This is a genomic window from Mucilaginibacter sp. (genome assembly GCF_039921305.1).
Lineage (GTDB): Bacteria > Bacteroidota > Bacteroidia > Sphingobacteriales > Sphingobacteriaceae > Mucilaginibacter.
This window is the reverse complement of record NZ_JBDSCA010000028.1, coordinates 141,345-158,807: the sequence shown is the minus strand read 5'-3', so window position 1 is coordinate 158,807 and position 17,463 is coordinate 141,345. Positions and strand designations below refer to the sequence as shown.

Annotated in this window: 13 protein-coding genes; 2 read left to right on the top strand and 11 right to left on the bottom strand. The window is 42.6% G+C overall.

The genetic code is table 11. The features are described from left to right. Positions 1–2: 2 nt before the first annotated feature. From ABIN91_RS08945 to ABIN91_RS08895, 11 genes are all read right to left on the bottom strand, one after another. On the bottom strand, positions 3–3,560 hold the full coding sequence (locus ABIN91_RS08945; protein ID WP_348050683.1) for a SusC/RagA family TonB-linked outer membrane protein: 3,558 nt from the start codon (positions 3,558–3,560) through the stop codon (positions 3–5). 258 nt (positions 3,561–3,818) lie between these two features. After that, complete coding sequence (locus ABIN91_RS08940) at positions 3,819–4,982, bottom strand: FecR domain-containing protein (protein ID WP_348050681.1); 1,164 nt, start codon at positions 4,980–4,982, stop codon at positions 3,819–3,821. Between the two features lie 92 nt (positions 4,983–5,074). Then, positions 5,075–5,665: an RNA polymerase sigma-70 factor gene (locus ABIN91_RS08935; protein WP_348050679.1), complete on the bottom strand. Its 591-nt coding sequence runs from the start codon at positions 5,663–5,665 to the stop codon at positions 5,075–5,077. Between the two features lie 184 nt (positions 5,666–5,849). Then, positions 5,850–6,161 carry a hypothetical protein gene (locus ABIN91_RS08930; protein WP_348050677.1) on the bottom strand — a complete coding sequence of 104 codons (312 nt, stop codon included), beginning with the start codon at positions 6,159–6,161 and terminating at the stop codon, positions 5,850–5,852. Between the two features lie 280 nt (positions 6,162–6,441). Beyond that, positions 6,442–7,848, bottom strand: a complete 1,407-nt coding sequence (gene lpdA / locus ABIN91_RS08925) for a dihydrolipoyl dehydrogenase (protein ID WP_348050675.1) — start codon at positions 7,846–7,848, stop codon at positions 6,442–6,444. Positions 7,849–7,869: 21 nt separating this feature from the next. Continuing rightward, a complete protein-coding gene (locus ABIN91_RS08920; protein ID WP_348050671.1) occupies positions 7,870–8,313 on the bottom strand; it encodes a DinB family protein in 444 nt (147 codons plus the stop codon). A gap of 24 nt (positions 8,314–8,337) precedes the next feature. After that, on the bottom strand, positions 8,338–11,406 hold the full coding sequence (locus ABIN91_RS08915; protein WP_348050668.1) for an efflux RND transporter permease subunit: 3,069 nt from the start codon (positions 11,404–11,406) through the stop codon (positions 8,338–8,340). A gap of 11 nt (positions 11,407–11,417) precedes the next feature. Next, a complete protein-coding gene (locus ABIN91_RS08910) occupies positions 11,418–12,476 on the bottom strand; it encodes an efflux RND transporter periplasmic adaptor subunit (RefSeq protein ID WP_348050666.1) in 1,059 nt (352 codons plus the stop codon). A 10-nt stretch (positions 12,477–12,486) separates the two neighbouring features. Next, entirely contained in the window at positions 12,487–13,848 is a 1,362-nt protein-coding gene (locus ABIN91_RS08905; RefSeq protein WP_348050665.1) for a TolC family protein, read from the bottom strand. Positions 13,849–13,902: 54 nt separating this feature from the next. Continuing rightward, the gene (locus ABIN91_RS08900; RefSeq protein WP_348050663.1) at positions 13,903–14,511 is read right to left on the bottom strand and encodes a TetR/AcrR family transcriptional regulator; all 609 of its coding nucleotides are present in this window, start codon (positions 14,509–14,511) and stop codon (positions 13,903–13,905) included. A gap of 72 nt (positions 14,512–14,583) precedes the next feature. Further along, complete coding sequence (locus tag ABIN91_RS08895; RefSeq protein WP_348050661.1) at positions 14,584–15,345, bottom strand: SDR family NAD(P)-dependent oxidoreductase; 762 nt, start codon at positions 15,343–15,345, stop codon at positions 14,584–14,586. 328 nt (positions 15,346–15,673) lie between these two features. Between ABIN91_RS08895 and ABIN91_RS08890 the strand changes: the two genes are divergently transcribed. Together ABIN91_RS08890 and ABIN91_RS08885 are read left to right on the top strand one after the other, a co-directional pair. After that, the gene (locus ABIN91_RS08890; protein ID WP_348050659.1) at positions 15,674–16,492 is read left to right on the top strand and encodes an SDR family NAD(P)-dependent oxidoreductase; all 819 of its coding nucleotides are present in this window, start codon (positions 15,674–15,676) and stop codon (positions 16,490–16,492) included. Positions 16,493–16,545: 53 nt separating this feature from the next. Further along, the gene (locus tag ABIN91_RS08885) at positions 16,546–17,439 is read left to right on the top strand and encodes a helix-turn-helix transcriptional regulator (RefSeq protein ID WP_348050657.1); all 894 of its coding nucleotides are present in this window, start codon (positions 16,546–16,548) and stop codon (positions 17,437–17,439) included. The last annotated feature ends 24 nt before the right edge of the window (positions 17,440–17,463 follow it).

Here is a 17,463-nt window from a genome sequence, read left to right as displayed (position 1 = left end):
GGTTAAAAAGTCAAACTCGTTCTGAATGAAAAACTAGGCACAGGTGCCAGTTGGTAGTTGTTTCCTGTAGTATATAAGTAGTCAGGGTCTAATTTCTCCTTGTTGGCAGCCCAAATCATCCCCAGATTACGCGCTACAGCAGAAACCGTTAGCCCGTTAATGCCATATTTGTTGAGCAGTTTAGGGGGAACACGATAGGACAGCATAACCTGTTGCAGCTTAATATTACTGCGGCTTCGGATCAGGTAATTGGATTCTGTGTACCTGGCAAGGCTCTGATTATAATTGCTATTGTCGTCAAAGATCAAGCCTGGTACGTTGGTGAATGCTTCATCTCCAGGCACTCTCCATCTTTGATCCAGATCACCAGATCTGCCCACGTTAATATTGTTGGTAAAGCCAATAGAAACTATAGATGGTTTACGAAATACCCCGCCGAATACGTACATGAACTGGAAATTTAATTCCCATTGTTTGTATTGAAATGTATTGCCAAAACTACCGAACCATGGCGAAGTGGTACGTCCTGAATACTCACGGATGTCTAGGAAAGGAAAATCCAATACATTATAGGTTTTCCCTGGTACTTTAGGGTCATTGATCAAGGACTGTCCGGTAGCATCCAGGCCGGCCCATGAATAAGAAAACAAGTAATCACTTGGATAACCATCGTATAGATTTTCAGGTGAAAAACTTAGCGTAGGCGTTGCAAAACGAACATCATGAATAATATTGGTATTATAAGAAACATTCAGTGTTGAAGTCCATCTCAAATCCCTTTTAAGAAGGGGAATGAAATTCAGGCCTACATCTATCCCGCTACCATCTAAATTTGCAGTATTGAACAAAGAGCTGGAATACCCGTAAGTACTGTTAATAGGCATTTGCCAGATAATGTCAGTAGTGTGTTTACGGTAATATTCAAGGGATCCTGATACTCGACCATTAAATAAAGAAAAATCCAGGCCATAATTGATCATGCGTGTTTTCTCCCAACCCAGGTTATCAACAGCGGGTGTAGCGATCAAACCATAAGGATAGCCCGTGTAAAAATCATTCCCCAACAGGTTGATCACGGCCACGGGCGCATATCCCTGTGGGGCATTTCCGGTAAAGCCATAAGTGGCCCGCGGGGAAAGCTGGTCCAGCCAGGAGATGTTCTTGATAAATGCCTCATTTTTGAGATTCCATTTCAGGCCGGCAGACCAAAGCGGGATAGCTCTTTTACGGCGATCCACCCCAAGCAGGTTATAATCATCAAAACGTGTGCTACCCGATATGGTATACTTGTTATCGAAAGTATAGGACCCATTGGCATAATAAGACATCGCCCGGGTAGTCTTTTCGATAATGGCTCTGGAAGTTGCACCAATAGTTTGCGTAGAACCATACATGTCTTTAAATGTTACAGACGGGTTGACACCTCGGAAAGAATTGATCTCCTTATCATAGCCATAACGGAGTTCGCCGCCAGACTTGCTGTATTGCTCTCTGATCTCGTTACCAACAAGAATATTCAACACATGCTTATTCCCCCAGTTTTTATGTACATCTACTTGTCCTCTAAGACTATATGTTCTGCCCAGCGAGTTACCCAGGTCCAATCTACCACCCAATGGTACACCATATACCCGTGCACCAGTACTACTCAAACTGGTACCTTTGTTTACCAGCAGCCGTGCTTCATAACTATTCGGTTCCCAATACGTTTCATTCTCTGAAAAATTACGCCCGATATTACCGGAAACATTCACTCCAAGCCAGGAGGTGATCTTCCCATTAACCGCCATGTTCAAATTGATATTGTTCGAGTTATTTATGGTATTAGAATAGTCAAGTTCATCAACAGGAGAATACTGAAAAGGAAGATAACCTTTGCTTTCCAAATTCCGTGCAACTGATGGTACAGTAGCCACATCGTAGTAAATTCGGTTCCCATTGCCATCTTCCAACATATCATAAGGCCGCAACCCTCCTGAAAAAATGCTCATAGCACGCACCGCAGCCCCATTGATCTTGTCTCGCGTGTTGCTAACCGTAAGATCTGAGGTCACGGTCACATACCCGTTCGCTAAATTCGATACATTGCTGGCTTTTATGGAATATCCATTATTTGTATTGCTCTTATAGGCACGGTCTTCGTCATAAAAATATCCGGATACGAAGTAAGAGTTACTGATCCCTCCCCCAGATAGCGAGAGGCTATACTGGTGGGTGGTGGGTGGCTGCAATAATAGTTTTGACACCTGGTCACTATTGTCATTTTGGGCAAGGGCTGCCAGTTGCTGATCCCTTTGTGCATCTGTGATCTCGCCTCGTTTAGCACGGAAAATGATGGCCTGGGCCTGACTGTTGTTTTCAGGTAAGAGACCTGTAGTTGTTAAAACAGGGTCTCTTAATCTTCCTTTATCTATAAGCTCCTTTTCCAAAGCAATATAATCTGTCATCGACATCATTTTGCCATAAGTAGCACGAGGTCTGTTACTTGTACCAAAAGTAGTAGAAAAATTAACCACCGGTTTACTGTTACGCTTTCCCTTTTTAGTGGTGATCACGATCACGCCATTAGCCGCCTGAATACCCCAAATTGAAGCCGCAGCCGCATCTTTCAAGAATGTAATTTGCTCAATATCGTCTGGATTAATAAAATTAAAGGCTCCATTGGTAATGGACTGTTGTGAAGGAAAACCATCGATAACCAATAATGGATCTGTATTTACCTTGGTATAGCTACTTACCAGCGTAGAAATTCCCCTAATGTTAACTGTTCCATTACGGCTCTTTCCGGCCGTTGTTTTAGTAGATATATTTACGCCCGGCACTAATCCCTGCAAACGTTCCAATACACTAACTACCGGGAACTGATCCAATTGTTCAGCTGTAACTATTCCAAATGAACCTGTAGCCCGCTCCTTCGGAATGGTCTGATAACCTGTTGAGACAATTTCAACCCGACTTAACTCATCAGTTTTAACTGTCAAACCAATATTCCCCAGATCTGGTTTAACTAAAACTTCCTGCTGGTTATATCCAACATATCTGATAACCAGTATAGCTTTATCATCCACTTTTGTCAATACAAATTCGCCATTTTTGTTGGTAGTAACCCAAACTCCAGTTCCCTTCACTGTTACGCTCGCACCAGCGAGCGGCTTCCCATTCTCATCTAATACCCTGCCCTTTACATTGATCGCATTAAGAGTTTCAATTACCCGGCTCCAAAAGGTTTTTTCCTTCGCCTTAATTACTACTTCCTTATTATCGATCGTATACGTTAAGTCGGTGCCACTAATGATCTGATCTAGCACTTTATCAAGCGGTGTATCCTTGAAATTTACATTTATTCGTTGTGAAGTGCTAAAAGAACTGGTCTCTATCAATACATTATAGCTGGTCTGCTTTCTGATCTCCCTGAAAACCCTCTCGATAGTTACATTTTTTTCATTCAATGTTAGCCGCTGTCCGAACGTTGCGGCACTTACCTGCATAAGGGATATGATCAGGATGAACGTGGTCAGTTTCATAATCAATAGCAGTTTAGACATGTATGCTGTGGGCATACAAAAAAATTTAGTATAATTTTTATACATTTGATCGTCTGTTATAGTGTTGTGGCAATTTTCCAGAAGGACACTTCACTAGGTTAAAGAATAATTGATTTTCAATGTTCCTGATGCGGACACAAAGGCTTCGATCGCAAATCGGAGCCTTTACTGTTTATCGGCATCCTAATGTACTTGCGGGATCTTTTTTTCGTCTTTCATTTTTCAGCTGGTTTAATTGTTTGTATTTAATTAAGTATAGAGATAATAGGTCCTTTAATTCTTCCGGTGGATCCTCACCTTTTCTTTACCGACCTCAAATGTAACAAGGTCAGTGCGTTCGAGCATTTTTAACACTTCAGAGATATTCTCGAACCTGCTGATAGAGCCAAAAAAGGTCTTCTTTTTCAATTCAGGATCAGCAAACTCGATCTCCACATTATACCACCTTCCAACTTTAGCCATGATACTCTCGAATGTTTCGTTGGTGAACATAAAATAGCCATTCTTCCACGCTACAACGTCCTCTGTTTCCACAGCAGCAACCTGGATCCTGTTGCCCGTAAGGGTAGCCTGCTGCCCTGGCGTCAGCGTTTCGGTTAAGTCTGCTGTTGATACTTTTACACTACCTTCTAACAGGGTGGTCTTGATCGAAGAATTGTCAGTATAGCTATTGATATTAAAATGTGTACCCAAAACTTCAACTTCCTGTTTATTTGTTCTCACTATAAAGGGATGTGATCTATCCTTGGATACTTCAAAATACGCTTCTCCATTAAGTTCGACCTTTCTGTCCTTTAGCGATGCGAATGAAGATGGATATTTTAAGGAGGACTCTGCGTTCAACCAAACATGGGTACCATCAGGCAAAATAACTTGCGAAGTACCTCCACGAGGGGTTTCAAAAACATCGATCACAAATTTATCTGCATTCCCGCTCGCTGTGTAGATGATTTCACCATTAGCTGATTTTGTAATCTTTACCCCATTCTCTGTTGCAATGTCACCATTAAGCGCATCGGTTATAGATATCCTTTTGCCGTTACCCAATGTTAAGAAAGCCCTATTACCCCCGGGTTTGATATCATTAGCATAAGTTCTTTCAGATGCCTGATCTTTATTGCTGTAATAGAAATAACCACCGGTCATAACAGCTATGGCGACAGATACCGCAACAGCGATACTTGGCCAAAGCCTTCTTGTTTTTATTCTCTCCTGTGGTTGACTCGTGATGTAGCCAAACATTTGGTCGGCTTTAGCCGTATCCATATTCACCCATTCTTCTGTAGTGTACGCATACCACTCCGCTCCAATGATCTCTTCCAGGTCTTCATTAAAATTACTGTCGCCAACAAGTGATCGCCATTCCACTCGTTCTTCTGGTGTAAGGCGCTTGGCTTGATATTGTTTATATAGAAAATTAAGTCTTTCTCTGTTCATATCCTTAAGGTTTATTTAGTGATTTTTTCACACTAGATTAACATCCCTTTATTAATAAGACGGATAGAAAAAGAAAGAGGGGGTATAGAAAACTAAAAAAGTTTAAAAATTATCAAGATAGCCGCTACATCGGTATGAGAACTTACATAATTGCGTAAAAACCGAAGTGCCAACTTCATATAGGATCGTACAGTGTGGGGAGAGAGTTTTAGTTTTTCGGCAACTTCATCATATTTTAATCCGTCCTGATGGCAAAATTTGTATACTAATTTTTGCTGATCCGGCAAAAGTTCGATACCCGCCTGTAGTACTTTTCTGGTGTCGTTCAATAAAACCTGCTCTTCAGTTTCGTTATGGCCCTCGATCCAGTCTGCTCCCAGGTCTTTTTCTACCTTATAGGCTAACTCCCTGTGTCGCAACATATCTATAGACAGGTTACGGGCAAGTGTTTTTAGATAACTATCAAGGTTATTGATCGTAGTCAACGTTGGTCCCATCTTCCATAGTTTCAACATGGTTTCCTGTACCACTTCTTCTGCTACGATATCAGACTGAAGTATGCGAAGTGAAAAAGTATAGATCTTATTATGATATTTATTAAATATGATACGAAATGCATTCGGATCCCCTTCTGCTATTTTGAATAGCAGATCTTGTTCATTATAAAGGGGAGTAATTGTCATAAAGCCAATTTACGTAAAATAAATTATTATTTAACAATGGCGGCTAAGGAGCACGAAACAGGGGTCAAATCGCATGACTTGATCAACCCATTTTTATTATTTGATGACCCACCGTTCACCGGATATATGCGGATATATGCGCAGAATTGCATCATTAATTTCTCCGGTTCGATCTTACATTCCGTCAAATATTCGTTTTCATTAAAAACCGAACCAACAAAAAGGTACCCAATAGCTGTAACACGGCACTTTTGGTGGCGGTCATGCCATCGCTTACGATTTTGGACAAGGGTAAAGTGCTTGGTTCAGGTACCACCATCTGGATGTGTTGGTACTTCTTCTCAAAGTTACCGATCACCGACCGCGTGGCTGTGGCCCTAAGCAATTCATCAATGTAGTAATTAACTATAGCCTCAACTTTGGCAAGTAAATATCTTGATACACCGTTATGGGTGGGTACAAGCTCGTAATAAAAATGCTTAATGGTTTCATCCATCACTTCCTGAATAACTTCTCTTTGCTTCGGTAATAATAATTTATTGATGCGATGTTTACTCCAGCCAACTTCGCAAGCTCATATGTACTGGTGGATCCAAACTCGTTTTTGGTAAATAATTCCCGGAGGCTCTTTTTAGTCTCTCTCTTGCCGTTATTTCATTCATGTCATCTGGAATTCTTTAAATTAACTATCGGCATTTATAAACCTGATGAATTTTAATTAAGCTACGTCAGCACCTTACCCGGTGCTGGCGTAGTCATAAGCAACGCATTAGTGGTTATATATTGATGGCTCCCTGACCCGCCGCTATCAAATAGGCATCTTTTAAGGCTTCGGAATAAGTTGGATGCGCATAACTGATGCGGTACATATCTTCAGCCGTTACCTCATATTCCATTCCTACAACGGATTGTGCAATTACGTCAGCCGCTCTTGGGCCAATGATATGCACACCAAGCACTTCCCCATATTTTGGTGAAACAAGCACTTTTACAAACCCGTCGGTGTCCATTGCAGCCCTGGCACGGCCACTGGCCGAATAGGGAAAACTTCCGGACTTGAATTCAATACCTTTCGCCTGAAGTTCCTCTTCCGTTGCTCCTACAGAAGCAACTTCAGGCCAGGTGTAAACCACGCTGGGGATCAGGTTATAATTAATATGTGGTTTTTGTCCATTGATGGCCTCTGCTACAAATATGCCTTCATCTTCAGCCTTATGAGCCAACATAGGGCCTGCAATTACGTCTCCGATAGCGAAAATATTATCTACGTTCGTCTGCAATCGTTCATTGACCTTCACCTTGCCGTTCTTCTCCGTATCGACACCGACCACCTGAAGATCTAAGCCATCTGTGTAAGCACGCCTGCCTACTGCGACAAGACAATACTCGGCGGCAATTTCCTGCTCTTTTCCCTGGGCATCTTCAAACTTTATGGTTGAATGGTCCCCGGCATTAGCAGCAGACTTTACCTTACTGCCGAGTAAAGAGGTTATACCCAACTTTGACAGCGTTTTTAACAGCGCCTTCCCAAGCTCACGGTCCATGGTCGGGATCAACGTATCTGTATATTCGATAATGGTGACCTCTGTACCGATCCGGGCGAAAACAGAAGCCATTTCCACGCCGATCACGCCACCGCCAATAATGACCATTGATTTGGGTTGTGCCGGTAATGTCAAAGCTTCGGTAGAGGTGATGATCCTTGTTTTGTCAATAGTTACACCAGGAATAGATGATGGTTTAGACCCGGTAGCGATGATGAAATATTTACTGGTCAATACGATCTCTTTGCCTTCATTGGTAACCTTTATACGGTTCTTATCAACAAAACTTCCAAGTCCGGTGTGCACATCGATCTTGTTTTTTTTCATCAGATAACTCAATCCTGATGTATTTGATTTGACAACACCCTCTTTACGTTTGATGAATTGCTCAAAATTCAGGCTCAAGCCATTGTTGAGTTCAATACCGTGAACTTGAAACTCCTCTTTGGCTTTGTGGAAGTGTTCCGTACTGTCCAGTAACGCTTTTGCCGGAATGCAGCCAACATTGGTGCACGTACCACCTAAGGTATTATATTTTTCAACGATGGCTACCTTGTAACCAAGTTGCGCTGCGCGGATGGCTCCGGTATACCCACCAGGGCCCGATCCGATAACGATGATGTCATATTGATTTTCCATGATTTTTAGTACAATGTGTTATTAATCTTTTATCTTCCGCACTATCTCCAACAATCTCGCAATTGTGCGGTAATGCATATTCTCGTGAAAAAGCAGGAATTGCATAACTTCATTACTCACTGAAACGCTTTCATCTCCTGGTCTGTTCATTCCGGTACACCTTTTATAAAATTGAGCCGTTTGCTGCAACGAATGCCTGATGAGTAAAATGTCATCTTCCTCTATAATTTCATCGGGTGTCGAACCTCTTTGAAAGCTGGATATCATGAATTCATGCTCCGGGCGCTTATAAGGAGAATTTTCATAAAGCAGGCTTTCACTTACTACGAGAATATGGCCCATATTCCAAATAATATTGTTGTTAAAGCCAGGCGGAATAATATTGTATTGATCCACTGTTAGATCTTTCGTCCGTTCCAGCAACAACTTTCTTTCTTCTTCTAATTTATCGAGATATTGTGTCATGTTGATATTCGTTTTTATTTGACATTATATTTTTTCATGTTCTTCGTCGCTTTCTAAATGCGGCGGAATCAGCTTATACATAACCGGCGTTACAATCCGGGAAAGTATGGTTGAACTGAGTAATCCGCCGATCAATACGATAGCTAATGGAGCTATAAGTGGATTAGGATTTAGTGCAATGGGAAGCAAGCCACAAATTGCCGTTATGGAAGTCAATACAACCGGCAGAAAGCGGGTTTCGCCTGCCATACTGATCGCTTCATCTATACTATGTCCCTCGGCTCGCAGTTGGTTAGTAAAATCTACAAGCAAAAGCGAGTTTTTAACCTGAATACCCGATAAGCCAATAAAACCAATGATAGAAACAAGCGACATCGGGTTGCCGGTCATGAGTAACAATACAACCCCGCCAAGTATGCCGAGCGGTATGATCGACAACACAATAATGATCCCTTTAAAAGTTTTGAATTGCAAAAGCAGAACACCGATGAAAAGGAAAGTGCTCAATATGATCACCGACAGGAAGTTGCCGCCTAATGCATCACCTTCAGATTCTGCTTCACCTGATAACTTATAATAGTAGCCCGGCAGCATTTTCAATTTATTCAGTTCGGGAACGATCTCTTTCAATACATCATTAGCTAACACACCTTCTTTGGTCAGGGATGTCACCTTTGCAAATCGTGATTTATTAAAATGATTGATCGCTGTGGGCGATGTCTCAAAGGAAATGGTAGCGATCTGATCAACCAGTACCGGGGTGCCTTTTACATTGTTTACATACAGGTTTTTTAAAGCATCCAGGTTAGAGAACTTATCTCTCGGCAAGGTGATCACCACATTACGTGCATCGCCCCGGTCATCAATATAGTCACCAACGTTTAAGCCTGCCACGGCCATACGTACCACTTTGTCTATGTCGCTGGTCAACACCCCCAGGGTGCGGGCCTTCTCTTTATCAATTTTTATCTTGACATCCGATTTGTAGCTGTTCAGCTCGTTATTGACGTAAAACGTTCCCGGATTCTTTTTCAGAATATCTTCCACTTTAAAAGAAAGCTCCCGTATCTTATCCTGGTCATCTCCAAATACCCGCACCACAATATTCGCTTCAATCGGCGTTCCCTGTTCAAAGTCTTTCACTTCAATCCTTGCATAGGGCATATCATTGAATTTCTTTCTGAGCTTTTTGATAAGTTCAGTTTTTTCTCCCGGACTGGCCTCTTCATCCAGTTGTACAAATACTTGCGCGAAATCCGGCTTTATATCCTGCTGATGCACGTTGTAATAGATCTGGGGGTTGCCTTTGCCTACGTTCGAGGTGTAATAAACGATCTCCTTGTGTTTCTTCAATTCACCTTCAACCAGCTTGGTCACACGGTCACTTTCCGGGATATCCGCCTGCAAGGGTAGTTTGATATTGATCAGGAACATCGGCTTTTCAGAAGTTGGAAAAAGCTTGAATCCGGTCAATGTAAACAAGAAAAAGGCCAGTACGCTTAATGCTAATGATATTCCGATAGTGGCTTTTGGCCATTTTAAGGCAAGTGGCATCACCCGGGCATAAGACACGGTCAGAAACCGTTGCAGGTGCTTTAAAAAGAAGTTACCCTCGCCATGCGTATGCGTTTTTAGCATCCGGCTACCCAGAAAAGGGACAAGCGTTAAGGCTACGACCATAGAAGCCAGTACACTGGTCATCACGGCCATTGGCAGGCTGCGGATAAATTCGCCGGCCATATCAGGCAAAAAGGCAAGCGGCAAAAAGGCAATAACCAATGTTGCGGTACAACCTACTACCGCCGCGCCTATCTGTTTAGTTCCCTTTAAAATCGCATCCTTACGGGAATGGCCTTCCCTGAGCCAGCGCTCAATGTTCTCTACCACAACTATACTGTCATCCACCAATAGTCCTAATGCTACCACAAGTCCGACAATACTGAGTTGATTTAAGGAATAGCCTAATAAATTCATAGTAATCAGGCCCAGCGCTAAGGAAAGCGGAATCGAGATCATCACGATCAATGAGGCCCGGAAGCCTAATGGTAACAGCGTAATTACCACTAAAAATATCGCTAATCCGAAGTCGAAACCCAGGTGGCCTAAACGCTCGGATACCATATTGGCCTGATCGAAGTTTTTGACCATGCGGATATTCTCCGGCAGGGTTTTGCCAAATTCTCCCAATACCGGTAAAAACTCACCCTGTACGCTGGCAATGTTCACATTGTCTTTCATGGCTGCCGTAACCAGGATAGCACGGTGCCCGTTCAAACGGGTAATGTGATTGACAATGCCGTCCTTATAACTCACATTGGCCACATCTTTCAGATAAATGATCTTCCCGTTCGCATTATAGATAACTGTATTGGCAACATCTTCAACGTTCTTAAACTTGCCGCTGGTCTTCACATTAAATATCTTGCTGTCCAGGTTAATGCTACCGCCGGGAATATCCGCGGCCTCGCTTTGCAAACTGCCTATCACTACGTTGAGCGGTATTTTTAACTGGGCCAGTTTATCCAGCTGCATATCAATGCGGATCTCCTGTTCAGGCATCCCGAAATATTTCACTTCTTTCAGGTTGGTGATCTTCTCTAAGCGCGTTTTCAGTATGTCCGCCTGATCGCGGAGTAATTTACCGGAAGCGTTATCTGAAACGAGGGCAACCTGCAATACCTTTACATCCGAAGAAGAAACCTTTTCTGTTTTGATGAGATAGATATCCTTGGGAAGTTCACTGTTCTTTAAAGCGTTGATCTCTGTAGATATTTCCTGGTATTTGTTATCTACATCCACACCATATTTAAACTTTGGCTGGATAACTGCCACACCATCCTCCACCGTGGTGAGGATCTTTTCAATATTTTCCAGTCCATAGATCTTATTTTCGATGGGCTTTACTACCTGCTCTTCCATATCCTTAGGACTGGTACCAGGGTAAATAACAGTAATGATATACTGCGGAGGATGGGTTGTAGGGTCTTCCGAACGGGGCATGGTAAATAGCGTAAGTACGCCAACCACGGCAACCAGAAGGAATATGATCAGTGTGAACTGATAGTTTTTAACGGCAAAATTTGTGATTTTCATGACTATTGGTTTTACCTGATAATTTTAATGGTAGACTGTTCGTTGAGGTAGGCGCTGTTAGAAACGACGATCTGATCTATGCCTTCCAGTTTATCTTTTAGATACACATTTTCGTTATCGAACTTCAGGATGGTAACCGGAACTCTTTTTACTTTGGTTGCACTAATTGTGGTAAACACAAAGCCTTTATTCCCGTCAGCTTCCACCAGTGATGCGTACGGGATAACCATCACGCTTTCATCCTGATGAGTGGCTATTTCCGCTTTACCAAACATGCCTATCGCCGGCTTTACGCCATTTAAATTTAGCTTTAACTCTACCTGGAAAGAGCCGAGTTCCCGGTCTGCAGCCTGCGACTTGCGAAATACCACGGCATCAAATTTTTGACCTGCATACCCATCGAGTATAACTTGGGCAGTTTGTCCTGGTTTAATAATGGCCCATTCACGGTCCGTTACACCAACCTTCAATGAATAACTGTTGTGCTGTTCGGTAGAATTGATCAATAAAACGGGCATGCCCTCGGCGATCACTTCACCCTCGTTTGCTATCTTCTTACTTACAAAACCATCAGATGCGGCGTATATTTTGGAATAGCGATCATTAAAAGCTACCGCCTCCGTAGATTTTTTAGCAACATCTAAAGCAGTTTTGGTATTCTGTAGTTGCTCTAACGTATAAACGCTGTCTTTATAAAGATTCATGGCGCGACTGTAATCGCGCTGTGCTTTTTCCACACCCAGATTGGATTGCGCCAGACCGGCCGAAATTTCAGTTGAGTTGAGCGTTGCCAGCAATTGGCCTTTTTTAAAGAACTGGCCTTCCTGTACCAATATGCGGCTGATCACACCGCCTATCTTGAAGGAATATTTGGCTTCATCTTCTGTACTTATCAGGCCAGTAGCACTGATCTGGTCGGGTACGCCTAACACGGAAACCGATGCTGTTTTAACGGGGATGATATCCGGCTCACCCATTGCATTTTGTTTGTTGTGTTTTTCTTTGCAGGCTGCCAAAAGTGTTACAGTGACTGTTGCTATGGCAATGCTGAGTAATTGAATTTTTTTCATGATTTTTTTGTTATTGAATAGTGAAACTGGCGTTAGCACGTTCTATGGCCGTATAGGCGATCCAGGTGTCGTAAAGGGCGATGTTGGCGTGTAGCTGCGCATCTATCCACTGGTTTTGGGCATCCAGCAGTTCGATGTAAATAGCCAATCCCTGTTTGTATAATTTCAGCATATCACCGTAATAGGTCTGGCTGGTTTTTAACTGGGATTGTGCCGCATCATATTGCGCGATAGCACTTTGCATACCGGCCTGGCGAACCTTCAACTCGGTAAGCAGCTGCTGTTGTACATAATCGGTTTGGGATGCCAGGGCCTCGCGGTGGGCAATGGTCTGTTTTACCCGGTAATTGTTTTTCCCGGAGGAGAACAGGTTCCATTCCAGCGATACGCCAAACAAATAATAACGGCTTTGGCTATTAACCTTCCAGTCAAAAGCCTGCGAGCCCAGGTCAACAAAGGTGCCTATCTTTGGGATAAGATAAGATTTGGCCATCCCCGTCAGGTTGCCATTAATGTCCTTAGCGATCCGCAGCTTGGATAATTCTTCTCTGCCGCTGATATTAGTTCCCAACAATTGTTCCCTACCGGGTAGTTCCTTTATGTCATCTAATAAGATGCTATCTGTCAGCGGGCGATTGATCAGGAAGTTAAAATAGTATTGGGCCGATTCCGTGGTTTTCTTTGCGCCAATGAGTGAAGCATTGATCCTTGATACTTCGTTTTGGCTTCTCAGCACAACGGTGCGGTTTACCTTGCTGTTGTCATATAGCTTGGTATTGATCCTTTGGCCTTCTTCAACCAGCTTAAGGGAGGACTCATAGATTCCCGTAGCATAAACTGCTTTCTGATAATTGTAATAAGCCGTTTTGATCTCTTTAACCAGTTCGCGTTTGTAAAGCAGCACTTCTGTTTTTTGCATATCCACCTGTTGCGTCTTGATCCGCTTATTATAGATCAGCTCTGCATTCAAAATGGGAAGACTGGTACGGATCTTAGCATCATAAAAATTATCCGGGTTAAGCTGGATGCGCTGGTTTTGCAACTGCGGAAACGCATTGCTACCGGTTAATTTGTTCAGCGTGGAGTAAACCCCGTTAAACAGGTCGCCGGTCGGGAAATCTATCGTACGCCCGCCGTCCGCTTTGGTGTAGGTGGTCGAAAAGGTTACATCGGGCAGGAACATGCTTTTCGCTTCCTTCAACGCATAGACATTCTTTTCGAGCACGAAATTCTGCTGTTTGATGCTCTGGCTGGATGTAAGCCCTTCGCGGATGTAATCATCCAGCTTGCTTTGGGCTTTTACTGACGGGGCAACCAGCAAGGCTGTTGCGATCAGTAAAAGATGGCTGTTTTTTTTAATTTGAAAATTCATTTTTAATCATTGTTATAAGTTTAAACACTGTTTAATATATAGTCAAAAAAAAGGCTAACTTTTTTCAAGCAGCGCAACAAAGCACTCGTAGCCGTTCTGCATTAGCTCTTCATTCGTTTTGCCGATGAAGCTTGAAGTTCGGTCTTTACAGAACAGGGCACAAATACCATGCGTTACCGAAAGGATCATAAAGGCAAAATACTCGGGGTCCATGCCACTAAATCTACCTTTAGCCTGGCATTCTTTAACCACATTCAATAAGTGGTTTATCGCTTCCTGTGCGATCTGAAAACCGCCCGACTGCTGGCTTTTTGCTGGTTCTTCAACCATAAACATCAGGTTATAGTAATCTTTGTTTTCCTGTGCAAATTGGATAAAGATGCGGCCCATAGCTTTTAAACGCTCAAAAGGATCGGCTACTTTCTCCAGAACTCTCATCTGACTAAGCAGCAACCTAAACCCTTCCTTGTGCAACTCCTGAAATATCTCGCCTTTATCCTTGAAGTAAAAATAAAGCGAGCCGGGGCTGTAATTGATCTCACTGGCAATATTGCGCATACTCGCCTGTTCGTAGCCTTTGGCTAAAAATATTTTACGCGCACCATTTAAGATCCGTTCGTGCATTTCCTGCTTCTCTTCCAGTTTTCGTTCTGCTATGCCCATTTCAAATAATTATAAAATACAAATATAGGAGTGCCGGCTTGTTGGCCAAATCCTATATTAGGTTTCTCCGTTTTAGTTTTGCATTCCGGGGCTGATCTGCCCCATGATGTTTATAGCGGATTTCCTGTTCAATAACTTGAATCCAAACAACATGAACCTGTTTTTCCAGCCTTGTACAACCCTTGGCTTCCGCCTCTTTCCCATAGCGCTAACCAATTCTTTGGCAACATCCTCAACGGAAGACATCACAAATTTGGGGAAATCACTGGCATGCCCGCCTGCGTTTGCATGGAAGTCGGAGTTTGCGGCACCGGGGTTAAACCCCATGACAAAGATACCTTTCTGCTTAAACTCGTACCACAAAGATTCTGAGAAATTGGCGACAAAACTCTTGGTGGCTGCATAAACTGCTCCGCCCGGCAGAGAAGAATGAGCGAGTAGCGAACCTATATTTACCAAAGTATCTCCCGATTTAGCATTTTGTAAAAACCCATAAGACAGGGTCACCAATGCATCCATATTAAGCTGCATGCCAGCCAATTGATCCACTAATGGAACCTCAATAAATTTTCCGTAAATACCGGCACCTGCATTGTTAATCAGGGCATCGTATTTCTCAGTTTTTAAATGGTTTACCAGTTTTTGCAAGTCATCTTTATTGGTCAGATCAGCAACTAAAACTGTATGACCAGCACCATCCAAAGTTGTAACCGCGTTATTCAATTTAGCCTCGTTGCGAGCCACCAGTGTTACCTGGTAGTTTTGAGCAGCCAGCCGCCTGGCTGTTTCCAGCCCAATGCCTCCGCTTGCTCCTGTGATCAATACTTTTTTCATGATTATGTTTGATTAATTTTATTCCATTGCAAATGTATTGAACACTGTTCAATAAAACAAATTTATAAATCTTAATTTCAAAATCTGACACCATGCTTACATTTAATCCCATCATTGGAAAGAATTACGATTGTTAGGTTTCAATATCGGTCTCTCTTCTCATATATCTGCATTTATTCCGTTCAGAATAACCTTGAGCAGGTTTATTAATTATAAAAGTACCCACTTCCGTAAATTTGTTTCATTATTCCCCACTTCTGTATCAGAATAACTATATGGAATTAGCAGAAATTTGCCGCTGTATTAAAACAAATCAAAACATACGATCATGGCAAAAACAATTTTTATAACAGGTGCTTCCCGCGGATTAGGCCGGATCTGGACCGAAGCTTTTTTAAAACGTGGCGACCAGGTGGTTACAGCCGTAAGAAATCCGGATTCGTTAGCTCAACTGGCAAAGGAATACCCCTCAAACTTGTTGGTTCTGAAATTAGATGTTACGGATAGAAACGCGTGTTTCGATGCATTGGCAAAGGCAAAAAATCATTTCGGCGCAATTGATGTACTGATCAATAACGCAGGTTACGGACACATGGGCGCAATTGAAGAATTAAATGAAGAAGAGATCAGGGCGCAGATAGAAACGAATGTATTTGGTTTACTATGGATTACGCAGGCTGTACTACCGATTATGCGCGAACAGAAATCCGGTCACATTATACAGCTTTCAAGCGCTTTAGGTGTGGTTGCGATACCAACTATGGGCATATACAGCGCGTCAAAATTCGCGGTAGAAGGCATTGGCGAAACATTGGCCGCTGAGGTAAGCGGATTTGGAATTAAAGTAACAATCCTGGAGCCCAACGGCTTTTCTACTGATTTTAGCTCGGCTTCCCTTGCACAAAGCCAGCCGATAGCAGCGTATGATGACGTTAGAAATGCGCTTTACGCGTCAATCAAACCCGAAGACTCGGGTGTACCGGAAGCTACCGCCGATGCCGTGCTTAAACTGGTTGATGCGGAAAACCCTCCTTTAAGACTAATTTTGGGTAAAGTTGGTTTTCCGTGGTTCAAACATACTTATGACGAACGCGTGAAAACCTGGGAAGAATGGCAGGATGTTTCTGTAGCAGCACACGGAAAATAAAAACTTAAATTAGCAGAATCCGGTTAAACGGGTTCTGCTATTAAACCGCAACGATGAATCATTTCGATAAGATAAGCGACTTGCACGAAGCACTTGGGGTTAAGCCTCCTGAGCATCCCTTATTCAGTATTTTACATGGCGACCAAAACAATTGTGGTGGCAACGAACTCGAATTTACCGCAGACTTCTATATTATTGGTTTTAGAAAGCTGAGATCGGGAAGTGTGCTTTACGGTAAAACGAAATATGACCATGACCGCGGCTCAATGTCGTTTACGAAACCTCATCAAATTGTTGCCTTTAAAAATGTTCAGTTGCAAGAAAAGGGTTTTTTACTACTCGTACATGAAGACTTTTTATCAGGGAGCAGTCTCCACCTGGAAATAAAGAAGTACGGCTATTTTGATTATGAGGTTAGCGAGGCTTTACACCTTTCGCCAAGTGAAGAAGAAACAATTTGGAACCTGGTATATACACTGGACAAGGAATACCATAACAATACCGATGACTATAGTAAAACAATTATACTTAGTCACCTTGATACCCTGCTTAAATATGCGCAGCGTTTTTACAAAAGGCAGTTTATTAATCGGGCAGATTTAACAGGCGCAATAGCTACGCGGTTTAGCGCCATTCTTTCCAGTTACTTTGAAAAAAGAGAGAAGAATGATCTTGGCCTACCAACAGTTAGCTATATGGCAGAAAAACTAAATGTATCTTCCCGGTATCTGAGTGATCTGCTCAAGCAGGAAACCGGTAAAACCGCTTTAGAATTGATCCATCTTTATTTAATTTCAGAAGCAAAGAACTTGCTCCGGGAGGGCAAAATGAATATTTCTGAAATTTCGGCTTCGCTTGGCTTTGAAAACCCGACATACTTTTCCCGTTTATTCAAAAAAGAAGCAGGTATTTCCCCAAATAAGTTTCGGGATCATCTTTTAAATTAACGTTAGTAGGTTTCTGGGTTCTTG

Excerpts from the sequence above, each read along its gene's own strand:
- ABIN91_RS08945 (WP_348050683.1), bottom strand. The coding sequence starts at position 3,560 with ATGCCCACAGCATACATGTCTAAACTGCTATTGATTATGAAACTGACC.
- ABIN91_RS08920 (WP_348050671.1), bottom strand. The coding sequence starts at position 8,313 with ATGACACAATATCTCGATAAATTAGAAGAAGAAAGAAAGTTGTTGCTG.
- ABIN91_RS08935 (WP_348050679.1), bottom strand. The coding sequence starts at position 5,665 with ATGACAATTACTCCCCTTTATAATGAACAAGATCTGCTATTCAAAATA.
- ABIN91_RS08905 (WP_348050665.1), bottom strand. The coding sequence starts at position 13,848 with ATGAATTTTCAAATTAAAAAAAACAGCCATCTTTTACTGATCGCAACA.
- ABIN91_RS08885 (WP_348050657.1), top strand. The coding sequence starts at position 16,546 with ATGAATCATTTCGATAAGATAAGCGACTTGCACGAAGCACTTGGGGTT.
- ABIN91_RS08910 (WP_348050666.1), bottom strand. The coding sequence starts at position 12,476 with ATGAAAAAAATTCAATTACTCAGCATTGCCATAGCAACAGTCACTGTA.
- lpdA (WP_348050675.1), bottom strand. The coding sequence starts at position 7,848 with ATGGAAAATCAATATGACATCATCGTTATCGGATCGGGCCCTGGTGGG.
- ABIN91_RS08900 (WP_348050663.1), bottom strand. The coding sequence starts at position 14,511 with ATGGGCATAGCAGAACGAAAACTGGAAGAGAAGCAGGAAATGCACGAA.
- ABIN91_RS08895 (WP_348050661.1), bottom strand. The coding sequence starts at position 15,345 with ATGAAAAAAGTATTGATCACAGGAGCAAGCGGAGGCATTGGGCTGGAA.
- ABIN91_RS08915 (WP_348050668.1), bottom strand. The coding sequence starts at position 11,406 with ATGAAAATCACAAATTTTGCCGTTAAAAACTATCAGTTCACACTGATC.
- ABIN91_RS08940 (WP_348050681.1), bottom strand. The coding sequence starts at position 4,982 with ATGAACAGAGAAAGACTTAATTTTCTATATAAACAATATCAAGCCAAG.
- ABIN91_RS08930 (WP_348050677.1), bottom strand. The coding sequence starts at position 6,161 with ATGGATGAAACCATTAAGCATTTTTATTACGAGCTTGTACCCACCCAT.
- ABIN91_RS08890 (WP_348050659.1), top strand. The coding sequence starts at position 15,674 with ATGGCAAAAACAATTTTTATAACAGGTGCTTCCCGCGGATTAGGCCGG.